The sequence below is a fragment of the Pseudomonas sp. NPDC089395 genome, from assembly GCF_044749525.1.
Taxonomy (GTDB): domain Bacteria; phylum Pseudomonadota; class Gammaproteobacteria; order Pseudomonadales; family Pseudomonadaceae; genus Aquipseudomonas.
Genome location: NZ_JBIVID010000006.1, coordinates 35,838 through 50,927, shown reverse-complemented (window position 1 = coordinate 50,927; position 15,090 = coordinate 35,838). Strand labels below are relative to the sequence as shown.

The 15,090-nt window shown below is 64.3% G+C and carries 13 protein-coding genes and 1 pseudogene; 7 read left to right on the top strand and 7 right to left on the bottom strand.

Features of this window, described 5'->3' with window-relative positions:
* Positions 1 to 31: 31 nt before the first annotated feature.
* The gene (locus ACIPZG_RS14860) at positions 32 to 919 is read left to right on the top strand and encodes a glycine betaine ABC transporter substrate-binding protein (RefSeq protein WP_400714939.1); all 888 of its coding nucleotides are present in this window, start codon (positions 32 to 34) and stop codon (positions 917 to 919) included.
* A 220-nt stretch (positions 920 to 1,139) separates the two neighbouring features.
* Complete coding sequence (locus ACIPZG_RS14855; protein WP_400714936.1) at positions 1,140 to 1,712, top strand: helix-turn-helix domain-containing protein; 573 nt, start codon at positions 1,140 to 1,142, stop codon at positions 1,710 to 1,712.
* Between the two features lie 50 nt (positions 1,713 to 1,762).
* Here the strand turns inward: ACIPZG_RS14855 and ACIPZG_RS14850 are convergent, their stop codons facing one another.
* Both ACIPZG_RS14850 and ACIPZG_RS14845 read right to left on the bottom strand, forming a co-directional pair.
* Complete coding sequence (locus ACIPZG_RS14850) at positions 1,763 to 2,077, bottom strand: hypothetical protein (protein WP_400715369.1); 315 nt, start codon at positions 2,075 to 2,077, stop codon at positions 1,763 to 1,765.
* Between the two features lie 4 nt (positions 2,078 to 2,081).
* Positions 2,082 to 2,315 (bottom strand): annotated as a pseudogene (locus tag ACIPZG_RS14845) (ABC transporter transmembrane domain-containing protein); the annotation flags it as partial.
* Here ACIPZG_RS14845 and ACIPZG_RS14840 point away from each other — a divergent pair.
* Entirely contained in the window at positions 2,297 to 2,470 is a 174-nt protein-coding gene (locus ACIPZG_RS14840) for an NMCC_0638 family (lipo)protein (protein WP_400714933.1), read from the top strand. The pseudogene ACIPZG_RS14845 and the gene ACIPZG_RS14840 sit on opposite strands and share 19 nt — an antisense overlap.
* A gap of 323 nt (positions 2,471 to 2,793) precedes the next feature.
* Here the strand turns inward: ACIPZG_RS14840 and ACIPZG_RS14835 are convergent, their stop codons facing one another.
* The 4 genes from ACIPZG_RS14835 to ACIPZG_RS14820 all read right to left on the bottom strand — a co-directional run bounded on the left by ACIPZG_RS14835 (position 2,794) and on the right by ACIPZG_RS14820 (position 7,691).
* A complete protein-coding gene (locus tag ACIPZG_RS14835; RefSeq protein ID WP_400714930.1) occupies positions 2,794 to 3,687 on the bottom strand; it encodes a PA4780 family RIO1-like protein kinase in 894 nt (297 codons plus the stop codon).
* Positions 3,688 to 3,769: 82 nt separating this feature from the next.
* Positions 3,770 to 5,344 (bottom strand): aldehyde dehydrogenase (NADP(+)), encoded by a 1,575-nt coding sequence (locus ACIPZG_RS14830; RefSeq protein WP_400714927.1) that lies wholly within the window; start codon positions 5,342 to 5,344, stop codon positions 3,770 to 3,772.
* A gap of 21 nt (positions 5,345 to 5,365) precedes the next feature.
* Complete coding sequence (araD1, locus tag ACIPZG_RS14825) at positions 5,366 to 6,355, bottom strand: AraD1 family protein (protein ID WP_400641165.1); 990 nt, start codon at positions 6,353 to 6,355, stop codon at positions 5,366 to 5,368.
* A 28-nt stretch (positions 6,356 to 6,383) separates the two neighbouring features.
* Positions 6,384 to 7,691 carry an MFS transporter gene (locus ACIPZG_RS14820; protein ID WP_400714924.1) on the bottom strand — a complete coding sequence of 436 codons (1,308 nt, stop codon included), beginning with the start codon at positions 7,689 to 7,691 and terminating at the stop codon, positions 6,384 to 6,386.
* Between the two features lie 184 nt (positions 7,692 to 7,875).
* Between ACIPZG_RS14820 and ACIPZG_RS14815 the strand changes: the two genes are divergently transcribed.
* Together ACIPZG_RS14815 and ACIPZG_RS14810 are read left to right on the top strand one after the other, a co-directional pair.
* Positions 7,876 to 9,609, top strand: a complete 1,734-nt coding sequence (locus tag ACIPZG_RS14815; protein ID WP_400714921.1) for an IlvD/Edd family dehydratase — start codon at positions 7,876 to 7,878, stop codon at positions 9,607 to 9,609.
* Positions 9,610 to 9,737: 128 nt separating this feature from the next.
* The gene (locus tag ACIPZG_RS14810) at positions 9,738 to 10,460 is read left to right on the top strand and encodes a FadR/GntR family transcriptional regulator (protein WP_400714918.1); all 723 of its coding nucleotides are present in this window, start codon (positions 9,738 to 9,740) and stop codon (positions 10,458 to 10,460) included.
* A gap of 7 nt (positions 10,461 to 10,467) precedes the next feature.
* On the opposite strand, the gene ACIPZG_RS14805 is transcribed toward ACIPZG_RS14810, so the two are convergent.
* The gene (locus ACIPZG_RS14805) at positions 10,468 to 10,899 is read right to left on the bottom strand and encodes a multidrug/biocide efflux PACE transporter (protein ID WP_400714915.1); all 432 of its coding nucleotides are present in this window, start codon (positions 10,897 to 10,899) and stop codon (positions 10,468 to 10,470) included.
* Positions 10,900 to 11,156: 257 nt separating this feature from the next.
* Here ACIPZG_RS14805 and ACIPZG_RS14800 point away from each other — a divergent pair, with 257 nt between their 5' ends.
* Together ACIPZG_RS14800 and ACIPZG_RS14795 are read left to right on the top strand one after the other, a co-directional pair.
* Positions 11,157 to 12,902: a hydantoinase B/oxoprolinase family protein gene (locus ACIPZG_RS14800; protein WP_400714913.1), complete on the top strand. Its 1,746-nt coding sequence runs from the start codon at positions 11,157 to 11,159 to the stop codon at positions 12,900 to 12,902.
* 13 nt (positions 12,903 to 12,915) lie between these two features.
* Positions 12,916 to 15,000 (top strand): hydantoinase/oxoprolinase family protein, encoded by a 2,085-nt coding sequence (locus ACIPZG_RS14795; RefSeq protein ID WP_400714910.1) that lies wholly within the window; start codon positions 12,916 to 12,918, stop codon positions 14,998 to 15,000.
* Positions 15,001 to 15,090 lie beyond the last annotated feature (90 nt).

Sequence of the window (15,090 nt, the reverse complement as noted above, 5' to 3'; positions counted from 1 at the left end):
CACAACCCACAACGACAAGAACAGGTGCTGTATGTTCGCACGCGCAATCGTCTACGCCTTGATGACCGTTTTCACAGGCGCCAGCTTCGCCGCACAATCGCCTGTGGTGGTGGGCGGCAAGAAATTCACCGAACAGCAGCTGGTCTCGGAGATGACCAGCCAACTGCTCACAAGCCATGCATTCACCGTGGACAAACGCTCGGACCTGGGCTCGACGGTATTGAGGGCCGCCCAGGAAAATGGCCAGGTCGACATCTATTGGGAATACACCGGTACCTCGCTGATCATCTACAACAAGGTCAAAGAGAAACTCAATGCCGAGCAGACCTATGAGCGGGTCAAGCAACTGGACGCTGCCAAAGGGCTTACCTGGCTGCAGCCTTCCAGGGCCAACAACACTTATGCGTTTGCAATGAGAAAGACCGAGGCGCAGGCCAAGGGTATCGTCACGATGTCGGACCTGGCTGCACAGGTCAGCGCCGGCAAGCACCTGAAATTTGCCTCCAACGCCGAGTTCTATTCGCGCCCTGACGGCCTGCGACCGCTGCAGGACCGCTACGGCTTCACATTTCAGCGCAGCGACGTGATGCGCATGGACGGCGGGCTTACCTACCTTGCGCTTCGCCAGGGGCAGGCAGATGTTGCCCTGGTGTTGTCCACGGATGGTCGCGTTTCAGCATTTGGCTTCGTCATCCTGGAGGACGACAAAGCCTACTTCCCCAGCTACGCCCTGACACCGGTAGTCAGGACTGCGTTCCTCGATAAGCATCCCAAGGTAGCGTCCCTGCTCAACAGTCTTTCCGCCACGCTGGACAGCGAGACCATCGCTGCCCTCAATGCCCGAGTGGATGTGGGTAGAGAGTCGATCGAAAAAGTGGCTGCCGAGCACCTGGCCCGGCACCACCTGATTGCCAGGTAGGCGTTGAAAGCAGTGGTTTCCCTGTGGGAGCCGGCTTGCCGGCGATAGGGCCCGATCAGACAATCCAGGTTGCCTGCCCCGGCCTCATCGCCGGCAAGCCGGCTCCCACTCGGATGTTGCCAAGCGCACCGTCCATGTCCAAATGCCCAGATTCGCCGCACTCTTTTTCACGATAAGCCGTAAGCTGTGGGCCATTTAGTACCCAGCCCAGTGACTACCCATGACCACACTCGACCAAGCCATTGCCCATCGTCTCGCCCACCTGCGCGGCCAACAGCGCCTGAGCCTGGCCCAACTGGCGGAACGCTCGGGGGTGAGCAAGGCGATGATTTCCAAGATCGAGCGTCAGGACAGCAGCCCTACGGCTGCGGTGCTGGGGCGACTGGCGTCGGGGTTGGGGGTTTCCTTGAGCCAGTTGCTGGCCGAGGACAAGGCGGTTGGGGGATCCGCGCTGCGCCGCAAGGCTGAGCAGGACACCTGGCGTGACCCGGCCAGCGGCTATGTACGTCGTCAAGTGGCGGAACTGGACTCAGCCAGTGGCAGTGAACTTGTGGAAATTGACCTGCCTCCAGGGCAGCGCATCGACTATCCATGCTGGCACTCGCAAGCCTATCGGCAGCGGTTGTGGGTAGTGGCAGGCACCTTGGTAGTGACCTATGGCGAGGACCGACACGTGATGGAGGCTGGTGACCAGCTGGATTTTGCGGTGGACAGGCCAGTTAGCTACCTGGCCCAAGGGACAAGATCCTGTCGCTATTTGCTGAATATCCTGCACAGGTCGGCGCTGGCGTAATCATCTTGAAACTCACGATAACGCCGGTACCGAATCTCATTGATGACCCATTATGCCGCAACGGCAATAGCTGATTCCCAGCGCTGAATGGGTACCTCGGAAATCAGTTTCGAACCGGCCGCTTCAGGAGCGAAGGCCGCCATGGCGTCCACCAGATTGGCGAGGCTCGGTATGGCCGAAAATGCCATGGGCAATGCATCTGCCGCTGCAAGTGGTGCAAAGATGAAGTCATCAGCAGTGACCTGCGCGACCTCCAGCGAATCCAGATAGAGCAGCTTGACGGCACTGCTCTGCCCCGCAACCGTCACACCGTGTATCTGGGCAAACCCATTCATCTGGAAACGCTCTTCCTTGATGATCTGCAAATCCGCTTTCATTGGCGATATTGGACAAGTTCTGGGTTTTCAAGCTTGCAGCGACATAAGCCGCCAGCTGCGTGTTCCAACGCCGCGTGACTTGCGGTTCAACGGCCATGGACTTCAGTGTGTCAATGCCATTGACCGCTTCAACGAGGAACGCCTGGTTTTCGGCGCCGCGCTGAAAGCTCTGGTCGATACGCGCGCGCAGTAGCGGTGTGACGAATAGTGAAACAAGGAAGTAAAGGGCAAACACACTCGCCCGGAAAAGGGCTCATTCGAACTCACGCCTACCAATGGTCAGTTCCTGGCGCGTCTCTGAAACTGCTATTCACCCTCACAACCTCTGAATCTGAGTCCGCAGGAGTCCAGGTGCTTGGTTCGGCTGCTATTGGTCAGTAAAATCGATCTTAGCTGTTGCCAGTACTGGCCTCATCGCCGGCAAGCCGGCTCCCACAGGAACTGCGTCGACTTTTAGAAATTGAGCAAGACAGTTGCTCCCACAGGGATGGCGCAAGCATTTGAATCTTGAGCAGGACAACCTCTCAACTGAACAGTGCAGATGTTGTAGGAGCGGGTCACCCGAGAAGAGCCTTTGGATGCAATGGCTTCCCTGTGGGAGCCGGCTTGCCGGCGATAGGGCCCTGACAGGCTATCCAAGGTTGCCTGCACCGGCCTCATCGCCGGCAAGCCGGCTCCTACAAGGGGTGGTGCAAGCCTTGAGATCACTGCAACCAGGGCGGCGGCGGTTCCTCGCCCTTGACCGGGCCATGTTCAGCTTCCGCCAGCGCCGCCTGGCGCCGGGCCTCATCCCGCTGAGCCGCCTCGATCTCGCGCATCACCCCGAACACGTCGGCAGCATGCTCATCTTCGGCGAACTCGCCAGTGAGCGGGCTGTCAGGTCGCAGCTCGCCCGCCTCGTACAGCGCCCACATCTCCTGGGCATAGCGGGTGCCTTTCAACTCCGGGGCAAAGCGCCCGAAATAGTGCGCCATGTTCGCCACATCCCGCTGCAGCATGCTGAACGCGTGGTTGTTACCCGCCGCATCCACCGCCTGCGGCAGGTCGATGATCACCGGGCCATCAGGACCCAGCAACACGTTGAACTCGGACAAGTCGCCATGCACCAGCCCGGTACACAGCATCAGCACGATCTGACGAATGACGAAGGCATGGTGCTCCCTCGCCTCCTCTGCCTCCAGGTGCACATCGTTCAGGCGCGGTGCAGCATCGCCGTCGGCGTCGGTCACCAGCTCCATCAACAGCACGCCATCCTGGAAATCGAACGGCTTGGGCACGCGCACGCCGGCATTGGCCAGGCGGAACAGCGCCGCCACTTCGGCGTTCTGCCAGGCATCCTCGGCTTCCTTGCGCCCGTACTTGCTGCCCTTGGCCATGGCCCGGGCCTGGCGGCTGTTACGCACCTTGCGGCCTTCCTGGTACTCGGCGGCCTGGCGGAAGCTGCGCTTGTTGGCTTCCTTGTAGACCTTGGCGCAACGTACCTGGGTGCCGCAGCGCACTACATAAACGGCGGCTTCCTTACCGCTCATCAGAGGTCGCAATACTTCATCGACCAGGCCGTCTTCAATCAGCGGTTCGATTCGTTTTGGTGTCTTCATCAGGCTGCATTCGGGGTCCTGGCTGTGGTGGCGGACATCCTCTCACAGCCAGGCACTTCCTGCTCATTTGTCTGCGACGGCCTCAGGCTATCGCCTCGCGGCTGTACTGGCCATCGACCAGGCGCAGCAAGCCCAATGGATTGGCGGCCTTCAGCGCATCCGGCAGCAACGCGTCCGGGTAATTCTGGTAGCACACCGGGCGCAAGAAGCGATCAATGGCCAATGTCCCTACCGACGTACCCCGCGCATCGGACGTCGCCGGATACGGTCCGCCATGCACCATCGCATCGCTGACCTCGACTCCTGTCGGGTAACCGTTGACCAACAGACGCCCAGCCTTGCGCTCCAGCAACGGCACCAGTGCGGCAAAGTGCTCAAGGTCTGCCGGCTCGGCAATCAGGGTCGCGGTCAGTTGGCCATGCAAGCCCTCCACGGCACGGCGCAACTGCGCCTCGTCAGCCACTTCCACCACCACGGTGGTCGGGCCGAACACTTCTTCCTGCAACAGCTCGTCACCTTCGAACAACACGCTGGCGTCTGCTTCGAACAGCTGCGCGTAGGCCTGGTCGCCGTCAAGCTCCGCCCCCGCAAGGTGACGCACCTGCGGATGACGCAGCAGGCGCTGCACCCCACTGATGTAGCTGCGCAAGGTGCCGGCATTGAGCATCGTCTGACCCGGCTGGTCATCCATGCGTGCGCTCAGCTCGGCCTTGAAGGCAGTGAACGCCGGGCCGGCGATACCGATGACCAACCCGGGGTTGGTACAGAACTGGCCGCAGCCAAGTACCACCGACGCCGCCAGTTCGCTGGCCACTTGCTCGCCACGGGCCTGCAACGCAGCCGGCAGCACCAGCACCGGGTTGATGCTGCTCATTTCGGCAAATACCGGAATCGGCTGCGAGCGCGCCGCAGCCAGGTCGCACAGCGCTCGGCCGCCCTTGAGCGAACCGGTGAAGCCGACCGCCTGGATCGCCGGGTGCTTGACCAGCGGCTCGCCGACACCCGCGCCGTAGATCATGTTGAACACCCCGGCTGGCATACCGGTGGCCGTGGCCGCACGTTCGATGGCCTCGCCCACGTACTCGGCGGTGGCCATGTGGCCGCTGTGCGCCTTGACCACCACCGGGCAGCCGGCGGCCAATGCGGCAGCGGTATCACCGCCGGCCGTGGAGAACGCCAACGGGAAGTTGCTGGCACCGAACACCGCCACCGGGCCGACGCCGGTGCGGTACTGGCGCAGGTCCGGGCGTGGCAGCGGCTGGCGCTCGGGCTGCGCGCGGTCGATACGCGCGCCCAGGTAATCGCCCCGACGCAGCACCTGGGCGAACAGCCGCAGCTGATTGCTGGTACGGCTGCGCTCGCCCTGAATGCGCGCGGCAGGCAGTGCGGTTTCGCGGCAGACCGTGGCGATGAATGCCTCACCGAGGCCATCCAGTTGCTCGGCGATCGCGTCGAGGAACTGCGCCCGGCGCTCGGGCGCCAGGCAGTTGTAGCTGACGAATGCGTGTTCGGCGGCGCGCGCAGCGGCATCCACCTCGTCCGCCGTGGCCTGGCTGAAGACTACCGGCAGGGCCTCGCCAGTGCGTGCATCGAAGCTTTGCAGACGCACGTTGCCGGCGGCGCTACGGGCGCCGCCAATGAAGTTGCTTCCAGACATGCTTGACTCCTTCAATTGCGTTCAGAGGCTCTTGACCAGGCCAGGACGGACGTCCCGCGGGGCAGCGGCGATACCGTTGCGCAGCGGCTGGCCGAAGGCATCCAGGCTGACCTCGAAGGTATCGCCGGGCCGGGCCTGGACGCCGTCGGCGAACGACAGCGTGGCGGTGCCGAAGTAATGCACATGGACATCGCCCGGGCGCAGGAACTGGGTGTATTTGAAATGGTGGAACTCTAGGTTCTCGAAGCTGTGGCACATGTTCTGCTCGCCCGACAAAAACGGCTTGCTCCACAGCTCCTGGCCATCACGCAGGATGCGGCTGGTGCCCTCCAGGTGCGCCGGCAGCGCGCCCAGGCGCAGCTCGGGGCCGAAACTGCAGGCGCGCAGCTTGGAATGCGCCAGGTACAAGTAGTTGCGCCGCTCCATCACGTGGTCGGAGAACTCGTTGCCCAGGGCGTAGCCCAGGCGGAACGGCGTACCGTCCTCGCCGATCAGGTACAGCCCGACCAGCTCCGGCTCCTCGCCAGCATCCTCGGCGAACGCCGGCAGCGGCAGCTCGGCACCGGGGCGCACGACGATCCCGCCATCGCCCTTGTAGAACCATTCCGGTTGCGCGCCCTCCTCACCCGCTGGCGGCCGGCCACCCTGCAGGCCCCACTGGAACATGCGCATGCTGTCGGTGACCGCACCCTCGGCCTGCTGCTGGTGCATCTTGTCGCGGGTGGCGGCACTGCCCAGGTGGGTCAGGCCGGTGCCGGTGACCAGGCAGTGCGCCGGGTCTTCATGGTCCAGCGGTGGCAGCACCCGGCCTTCGGCCAACAGCGCCAGGTAGTCATGGCCCTCGCCCAAACCGGCCAGTTGTACCTGGCGGGCCAGGTCACGCCCGCCTGCGATGGCCTGCAAGGCCAGCTCGCGGGTGCTGGTGACGCCGCGGATTTCCAGGGCGCGCTCGCCCTCCACCACGCCGACCCGGCGCTGGCCGGCGGCGGTTTCGAATTGGATCAGTCGCATGCTTGTGCTCGCTTGTCGGTTGCGGATTTCAGCGGGAGGCATCTGCCACCTGCGTGTTTGCCAGGCGCTGGCGGCGCTCCAGGCGGTTGTAGACGACGCCGGTCAGCACCAGCCCGAACAGCATCACCAGGGCCAGGAAGTACAAACCTGACGAAAGCTGGCCGGTGTGTTCCTTGAGTGCACCGATACCGAACGGGCCCAGGTAGCCACCGAGGTTGCCGATCGAGTTGATCAGGGCGATACCGGCCGCCGCGCTGGCCCCGGAGAAGAACCGCCCAGGCAAGGTCCAGAAGATCGCCGTGCAGGAGAACAACGCAAAGGCCACCAGGCACAGCGCCCCCAGCTGCAGCACCGGCGCGCTCAGCCAGGCACTGAGGAACAGGCCCAAGGCACCCAGGGCGTAGAGGAAGCCAAGGTGGCCATAGCGGTCGTTGAGGCGGTCGGAGCTGCGCGGGATGATCAGCAGGCCGATGATGCCGAACAGGTACGGCACCGCCGAGACGAAACCGGTCGTGAGGTCGCTGCCACCGAACTGGTGGATCAAGGTCGGCAACCAAAGGCCCAGGCCATAAATGCTCAAGGTCACCGGCAGGTAGAACAGCGCCAGCAGCAGCACTCGGCTGTCCTTCAAGGCATGCAGCGGGTTGCCGTGGCGGGTCTGGCCGAATTCGCGCAGGTCGTTGGCCAACTGCTCCTTGAGCCAGCTGCGCTGTTCGTCACTGAGCCAACGCACCTTGTCCGGGCCATCTGGCAGCAGGCGCAGGGTCGGCCATGCCAGCAGGACCGCCGGGGTGCCGATGCAGATGAATAGCCATTGCCAGCCATGCAGTCCAAGGTTGCCGTCCAGCCCCAGCAGCGCCCCTGACAGCGGGCCGGTCACCAGCATCGCCAGCGGCTGGGAAAGAATGAAGAAGCCGAGGATCTTGCCGCGATGGCGCACGGGATACCACTGGGTGATGTAGTACAGCACACCAGGGAAGAACCCGGCTTCGGCCGCCCCCAGCAGGAAGCGCATCACATAGAAGCCAGTAGGCCCGGTGATGAACGCCATGCCGACGGTGATCGCACCCCAGGTCAGCAGGATGCGGGCGAACCAGCGGCGTGCACCGAAGCGATCGAGCATCAGGTTGCTGGGCACTTCGAAGAAGAAGTAACCGATGAAGAACAGCCCGGCACCCAGCCCGTAGGCAGCATCGCCCAGGCCGATATCGGCACCCATGTGCAGCTTGGCAAAGCCCACCGCCGAGCGGTCGACGTAGGCCACCAGGTAAAGCAGGACCAGAAAGGGGATGAGTTTCAGCGTGATCAGGCGGACGAGCCGCTGCTCCTGAATCATGGCGAGGTCTCCAATTGTTTTTGTAATGGGGACAGCACACAGCCGGGGTTTTAGGGGCAGACCTCCAGCGAGTAGAAGGATCATATAGTATTACTATTTAAAACGACAAGCCTTCACATGCCGCGTTTTTATCGGTAGAGTCGCCAACATAACGACAAATAGTATTACTAATGAGGTGCCCGCAATGTCTGATAGCAAACGCCCCCTGCGCTCGGCCCAATGGTTCGGCAGCGCCGACAAGAACGGCTTCATGTACCGCAGCTGGATGAAGAACCAGGGCATCCCCGACCACGAATTCCAGGGCAAGCCGATCATCGGCATCTGCAACACCTGGTCCGAGCTGACCCCGTGCAACGCCCACTTCCGCAAGATTGCCGAGCATGTGAAGAAGGGGGTACTGGAAGCCGGCGGCTTCCCGGTGGAGTTCCCGGTGTTTTCCAGTGGCGAGTCCAACCTGCGCCCGACCGCGATGCTCACTCGCAACCTGGCGAGCATGGACGTGGAAGAATCGATCCGTGGCAACCCGGTGGACGCCGTGGTGCTGCTCACCGGCTGCGACAAGACCACCCCCGCCCTGCTGATGGGCGCTGCCAGCTGTGACGTGCCGGCCATCGTGGTCACCGGTGGGCCGATGCTCAATGGCAAGCACAAAGGTCGCGACATTGGAGCCGGGACCATCGTCTGGCAGATGCACGAGCAGTACAAGGCGGGGCAGATCGACCTCAATGAATTCCTCTCGGCCGAGGCCGGCATGTCGCGCTCGGCGGGCACCTGCAACACCATGGGCACGGCGTCGACCATGGCCTGCATGGCCGAAGCCCTGGGCACCTCGCTGCCGCACAACGCGGCGATCCCGGCGGTGGACTCACGCCGCTACGTACTCGCCCACCTGTCGGGCATGCGCATCGTCGACATGGTGCACGAAGACCTGCGCCTGTCGAAGATCCTCACCCGCGAAGCGTTCGAGAACGCCATCCGCGTCAACGCCGCGATCGGCGGCTCGACCAACGCGGTGATTCACCTCAAGGCCATTGCCGGGCGCATCGGTGTCGACCTGCAACTCGAAGACTGGACCCGCATCGGCCGCGGCACGCCGACCCTGGTCGACCTGCAGCCGTCCGGACGCTTCCTGATGGAGGAGTTCTACTACGCCGGCGGCCTGCCTGCGGTGATCCGCCGCCTGGGCGAACACGCCCTGCTGCCCAACCCCGACGCGCTGACCGCCAATGGCAAGAGCCTGTGGGACAACTGCCAGGGCGCACCTTTGTATGACGATGAAGTCATCCGCCCGATCGACCGGCCCTTGGTGGCCGAGGGTGGTATCTGCATCCTGCGCGGCAACCTGGCACCCAAGGGCGCGGTACTCAAGCCGTCGGCCGCCACCCCGGCGCTGATGCGCCATCGCGGCCGCGCCGTGGTGTTCGAGAACTTCGAGGATTACAAGGCGCGCATCAACGACCCTGAGCTGGACGTGGATGCCAGCTCGATCCTGGTGATGAAACACTGTGGGCCCAAGGGTTACCCGGGCATGGCCGAGGTCGGCAACATGGGCCTGCCGGCCAAGCTGCTGGCCCAGGGCGTCACCGACATGGTGCGCATCTCCGATGCCCGCATGAGTGGCACCGCGTATGGCACCGTGGTCTTGCACGTGGCGCCGGAAGCAGCGGCTGGCGGGCCTTTGGCGGCGGTGCGCGAGGGGGACTGGATCGAACTTGACTGCCATGAGGGGCGCCTGCACCTGGATGTTTCCGACGACGAACTGGCGGGGCGACTGGCGGACCTGCAGGCACCGCAGCAGCTGATCAGCGGCGGGTATGCGCGGTTGTACCTCGACCATGTGATGCAGGCGGATGAAGGGTGCGACTTCGACTTCCTGGTCGGGTGCCGGGGAGCGGCGGTGCCCAAGCATTCGCATTGATTCGCCTTGGGCGTGATGGTGTTGCGTAGCTCGAGCGCCGCCCGCGCGGCGCTCGATCTCATGAACAACACTCACCCAAGCCAGTGCTATGATGCCCAGCCCCGCCCGATGGATCGCCCCCGCCCCACATGAACTACCGCCAGCCCACCTCGCGCAAGAGCATGCACGCCACCCTGGTCCAGGACCTGGGCCTGCAGATCGTTTCCGGCCAACTCGCGCCCGGGCAGAAGCTGCCCGCCGAGGCCAGCCTGTGCGAAGCCTACGCGATCAGCCGGCCGGTGTTCCGTGAAGCGATGCGCGCCCTCACCGCCAAGGGCCTGGTCGAAGCCCGCCCCCGCGTAGGCACCCTGGTGCGTCCGCGCCACGATTGGCACATGCTCGACCCCGACGTGCTGCACTGGCTGATGCAAGCCACGCCGCAGCAGGAATTCTTCAACACCCTGTCCAGCGTGCGCTGGGTCATCGAACCCGCGGCCGCCGCGCTGGCCGCCACCAACGCCACCCCCGCCGACGTCGCCTCGATCAGCGAGGCCTACCAGCGCATGGAAGCCGCCCGCAGCCACGAAGAACGGCTGCAGCCCGACCTCGACTTCCATTCGCGCATCGCCGACGCGACCCACAATGACCTGTTGGCCTACCTGTGCAACATGCTGTCGATGGCGCTGCGCGAATCGGTGCGCTACTCCAACCAGCGCGCCAACTTCGACGAACTGGCCCTGCCGCGGCACAAGGCGATTCTCACTGCCATCCAGAACGGCGACGCCCTGGGCGCCCGGCATGCTTCACTGGTGCAACTGGAAGACGCACGGGTGGCCTTGAGCAAGGTGCTGGGGCAGGACCCGATCGGCTAAGGCCGCTTCAAGCCGCCAGACGGCGCTGCAGCACGAAGTACCGAGCCCGGTCGAACGCCCAGTTGTACAGCACGGTGTAGGGCAGGATGACGACGAAGAAGCCCAACTCGACCATGAACGCCTGCCACAGCGAGATCTCCAGCATCCACGCCGCTACCGGCAAGCACCACACCACAAGCCCAGCTTCGAAACCCAGGCCATGGATGAACCGCGTGGTGGCCTTCCAGTGGATACGTTCGGTCTTCACCACACGGTCCACCAGCGCGTTGTAGAGCATGTTCCACAGCATCGCGATCACCGACAAGGTGATGGCCAAGGCACCGGCGGTGGCCAGCGACTTGCCCATCACCCAGGACAACAGCGGCGCACAGAGCAGCACAGCGAACACTTCATAGCCAACGGCATGGACCAGGCGCTCGGTGAAAGAAGTCTTTTTCATTGCAGATTCCATCATGTGAATACGTCGTGATTCACATTTTCTTTGATGGAACTGATACCCGCGACATAGCTCCTATCGATTTTATCTATACCTGCGCGCTGCGCGTCCGCAGCCGTGGCTGCTGATTGGTACGTGCGCGCAAACGCAACAACGGGTACACCCAACGACAAGTCAGCGTTCTCCTTCCCCCGTAGCCTGTCACCACAGGTCGCCAGCCGCGGCCTCACCCAAAAACACAAGAAAAACCTCGGTGACCTATGAATTCAGTTGACCCGATTACCCTGGCGGTCGTGCGGGGTGCGCTGGAGACGGCGCAGCGCGAGATGACCCTGACCCTCGAAAAGACTGGCCGCTCCAGCGTGTTCAACCTGGCGCACGATTACTCCAACTCGCTGTTCGACCACCTGCCGGAGATGATCCTGCAAGGCCAGGACATCCCGATTCACCTGGGCTCGCTGATTCCGGCGATGAAATGCGTGGCCGGGTTTTTCGGCGACGACATCGCGCAAGGCGATGTGATCTACCACAACGACCCGGCCTACAAAGGCAGCCACATCCTCGACTGCTGCATGTACAAACCGGTGTTCTACCAGGGCGAGCTGGTGTTCTGGACCGTGTGCAAAGGCCACCTGACCGATATCGGCGGCCCGGTGCCGGCCGGCTACAACCCCGATGCCAAGGAGATCTACGCCGAAGGCCTGCGCATCCCGCCGGTCAAGCTGTGGGAGCGGGGCAAACGGCGTGAGGACGTGATCAACTTCATGCTCACCAACATGCGCGCCCGCCCCTATCAGGAAGGCGACCTCAACGCCCAGTACGGCGCCTGCAAGGTCGGCGAGCGGCACTTGCTGGATCTGCTGGACAAATACGGTGTGGCGCAGGTGCGTGCGTGCATCGCCGAGTTGAAGAACATGGCCGACCGGCATATGCGCGCACTGCTGCGCGATGTACCCGACGGGCACTACAGCGGCACTGCGGTACTGGAAGATTCCGGGCATGGACTGGGCGAGCTGGCGATTACCGCACACGTGGAAATCCGCGGCGAAACGGCGCACGTGCGCATCGAAAGCCCGCCCCAGGTGCCCTACTTCATCAATTCCTACGAAGGCAACTCGGTCTCGGGCGTGTACCTGGGCCTGATGATGTTCGCCCAGGTCGCGCCGCCCTATAACGAAGGCTTGTACCGCTGCGTGAGCGTGGATGTCGGCGCCAAGGGCACGTTGTGCAACGCGGCCGAACCCGCGCCCCACGTCAACTGCACCACCACCCCGATGGAAACCCTGGCCGATGCCGTGCGCACCGCGCTGGAACAGGCCTCGCCGCAGCGGGTCACCGCCTCCTGGGGGCACACCAGCGGCATCAACATCGCCGGCCATGACCCTCGCCATGGCAACAGCGAGTACGTGACCATGGTGCTGGCCTCGATCATCTCCGGCGCAGGCGCCAACCAGGTGATGGATGGCTGGCATGCCTGCGGGCCGCTGTGCTGCTTCGGCGCCTTGATGAGCGGCGACATCGAGCTGCTCGAACACGCCTATCCGATCCTGATCCACCGCTACAGCCTGATGGCCGACAGCGGAGGCGCCGGCGAATACCGCGGCGGCTCCGGCACGCGCCTGGAGATCGAACCCCTGGACCACGCCATGACCGTGGTCGGCTTCGGCGAAGGCCGCCAACTGCCCACCGCAGGTGCCGCGGGAGCACGCAATGGCCTGCTGCAACCCAAGCTCGGCCGGCTGATCCACCGCCATGCCGACGGCCAGGAAGACCATTACCTGCAGAACCCGATGCTGACCCTGCAACCCGGCGAGCGAATCATCAACATCAACCCGGGCGGCGGCGGTTACGGCGACCCGCTGCGCCGGCCGGTGACCTCCGTACTCGAAGACCTGCGCAATGGCCTGGTGTCCCCCCAGGGCGCGGCCCTGGACTACCGCGTGATCGTCGACGCCGACGGCCACCTCGACGAAACCGCCACCCACGCTGCCCGCGGCCAGCTCTGACCGGAGATCCAACATGCGCAACCAATATCGCCTGGGCATCGACGCCGGCGGCACCTTCACCGACTTCATCCTGGCCGACCGTGACGGCGGCGTGCAATTGTTCAAGGCGCCCTCCACCCCGCACGATGGCACCCTGGCGATCCGCGCCGGGCTGGCGCAGATCGCCGACGCCACCGGGCACAGTCCGGCCGAAGTGATCGCCAATTGCGACCTGTGCATCAACGGCACCACCGTGGCCCTCAACGCGCTGATCGAACGCACCGGCGTCAAGGTCGGCCTGCTGTGCACCGAAGGCCATGAGGACAGCCTGGAAATCCGCCTTGGCCACAAGGAAGAAGGCCACCGCTACGACGCCCACTACCCGCCGGCGTTCATGCTGGCGCCACGGCACCTGCGCCGGCCCATCGGCGGGCGGATCCTGGGCGATGGCCGCGAGCACAGCCCGCTGGACGAACAGGCCGTGCACCAGGCCATCGCGTATTTCCGCGCCGAGGGCGTCGAAGCGGTGGCCATTTCGTTCCTGTGGTCCGTGCGCAACCCCAGCCACGAGCAACGCGCCGCCGAGCTGGTGCGCGCCGCGCTGCCTGGCGTGTTCGTCTGTACCGGTGTCGAAGTGTTCCCGCAGATCCGCGAATACACCCGCACCTCCACCACCGTGGTCAACGCCTACCTGAGCCCGGTGATGGCCCGCTATGTGGCACGCATCGACGCGCTGTTCGAGGAACTCGGCGCGCATCAACCGGTGCGCTACTTCCAGTCCAACGGCGGGCTGGCCCCCGGCCACCTGATGCGCGAACGGGCGGTCAACGCGATCAACTCAGGCCCGGCCTCGGCACCCCAGGCCGGCCTGTCGGTGGCCAGGCCGTTCGGCATCGACAATGTCATTACCGTGGACATGGGCGGCACCTCGTTCGACATCACCTTGACCAACGCCGGGCGTACCAACTTCAGCAAGGACGTGGATTTTTTGCGCCAACGCATCGGCGTACCGATGATCCAGGTGGAAACCCTCGGTGCCGGTGGCGGCTCCATCGCCTCGCTGGACACCCTGGGCATGCTCCAGGTCGGCCCGCGCAGCGCCGGCGCCACGCCGGGGCCGGTGTGCTACGGCAAAGGCGGCACGGAGCCGACGGTGACCGATGCCAACCTGGTCCTGGGCTACCTGCCGGACGGGGCACTGCTGGGCGGCAGCATCCGCCTGAACCGCCAGGCCGCGCTGGAGGCCATTCGCAGCAAGATCGCCGAACCGCTGGGGATCAGCGTGGAGCGTGCCGCCTTCGGCATTACCACCCTGGTCAACCTGAACATGGTCAATGGCATTCGCCGCGTCTCCATCGAACGGGGTCACGACCCGCGTGACTTCGCCCTGATCGGTGCCGGTGGCGCGGCCGGGATGCACGTGGTGCGGCTGGCCGAGGAAATCGGCATGCGTACCGTGCTGATCCCCAAGGTCGCGTCGGGTTTGTGCGCCTTTGGCCAGATTCTTTCCGATGTGCGCTACGACCAGCTCACCAGCCTGTCGATGCGCCTGGACGCGGCGCATGCCGACCTGCCGTTGCTCAACCGCACGCTGGCCGATCTGCGCCAGCAGGGTATGGCGAACCTGCGCGAAGACGGTTTCGGCGATCAGGCCAGCAGTTGCCACTACACCCTGGAGATGCGCTACGCGGGGCAGATCCACGAGTGCAGCGTGGAGTGGGAGGCTGACGCGCTGGACAGCACCGGCCTGGGCGCGCTGATCGAGGCGTTCCACCAGCGCCACCAGACGCTGTACTCCTACAGTGAGCCGGGTAGCCCGGTTGAGCTGGTCAACCTGGAATGCTCAGTGATCGGCCACCTGCCACGCCCGCCCCAACCGCTGCTGCAAGGCCCGGCCGAAGTACCTGTGGCAGTACCGGACAGCCAGCGCCCGATGCGCTTCAGCGCCGAGGGTGAGTGGCAAGCCACGCCGGTGTTCAATGGCAATCGCCTGTTACCGGGACAAAGGGTGCACGGCCCCTGCGTGATCGAAGAGGACACCACCAACATCGTCGTACCGCCGGGCTGGCAGGCCTGCCTGGAACCGTCGGCGACCTACCGGCTGACACCCGTCGCCTGATACAGTGGTCGGCGCACAAAGCCGCCCGGCAGCCTCGCGCTGCCGGGCGGCTTGCACAATAACAAGAGCTGCTTGAGTAGCTTGCCTGCA

What these genes read in the sequence shown, in the direction of transcription:
- ACIPZG_RS14860 (WP_400714939.1), top strand. Translation starts at nt 32, where the DNA reads ATGTTCGCACGCGCAATCGTCTACGCCTTGATGACCGTTTTCACAGGC.
- ACIPZG_RS14855 (WP_400714936.1), top strand. Translation starts at nt 1,140, where the DNA reads ATGACCACACTCGACCAAGCCATTGCCCATCGTCTCGCCCACCTGCGC.
- ACIPZG_RS14835 (WP_400714930.1), bottom strand. Translation starts at nt 3,687, where the DNA reads ATGAAGACACCAAAACGAATCGAACCGCTGATTGAAGACGGCCTGGTC.
- ACIPZG_RS14830 (WP_400714927.1), bottom strand. Translation starts at nt 5,344, where the DNA reads ATGTCTGGAAGCAACTTCATTGGCGGCGCCCGTAGCGCCGCCGGCAAC.
- araD1 (WP_400641165.1), bottom strand. Translation starts at nt 6,355, where the DNA reads ATGCGACTGATCCAATTCGAAACCGCCGCCGGCCAGCGCCGGGTCGGC.
- ACIPZG_RS14820 (WP_400714924.1), bottom strand. Translation starts at nt 7,691, where the DNA reads ATGATTCAGGAGCAGCGGCTCGTCCGCCTGATCACGCTGAAACTCATC.
- ACIPZG_RS14815 (WP_400714921.1), top strand. Translation starts at nt 7,876, where the DNA reads ATGTCTGATAGCAAACGCCCCCTGCGCTCGGCCCAATGGTTCGGCAGC.
- ACIPZG_RS14810 (WP_400714918.1), top strand. Translation starts at nt 9,738, where the DNA reads ATGAACTACCGCCAGCCCACCTCGCGCAAGAGCATGCACGCCACCCTG.
- ACIPZG_RS14805 (WP_400714915.1), bottom strand. Translation starts at nt 10,899, where the DNA reads ATGAAAAAGACTTCTTTCACCGAGCGCCTGGTCCATGCCGTTGGCTAT.
- ACIPZG_RS14800 (WP_400714913.1), top strand. Translation starts at nt 11,157, where the DNA reads ATGAATTCAGTTGACCCGATTACCCTGGCGGTCGTGCGGGGTGCGCTG.
- ACIPZG_RS14795 (WP_400714910.1), top strand. Translation starts at nt 12,916, where the DNA reads ATGCGCAACCAATATCGCCTGGGCATCGACGCCGGCGGCACCTTCACC.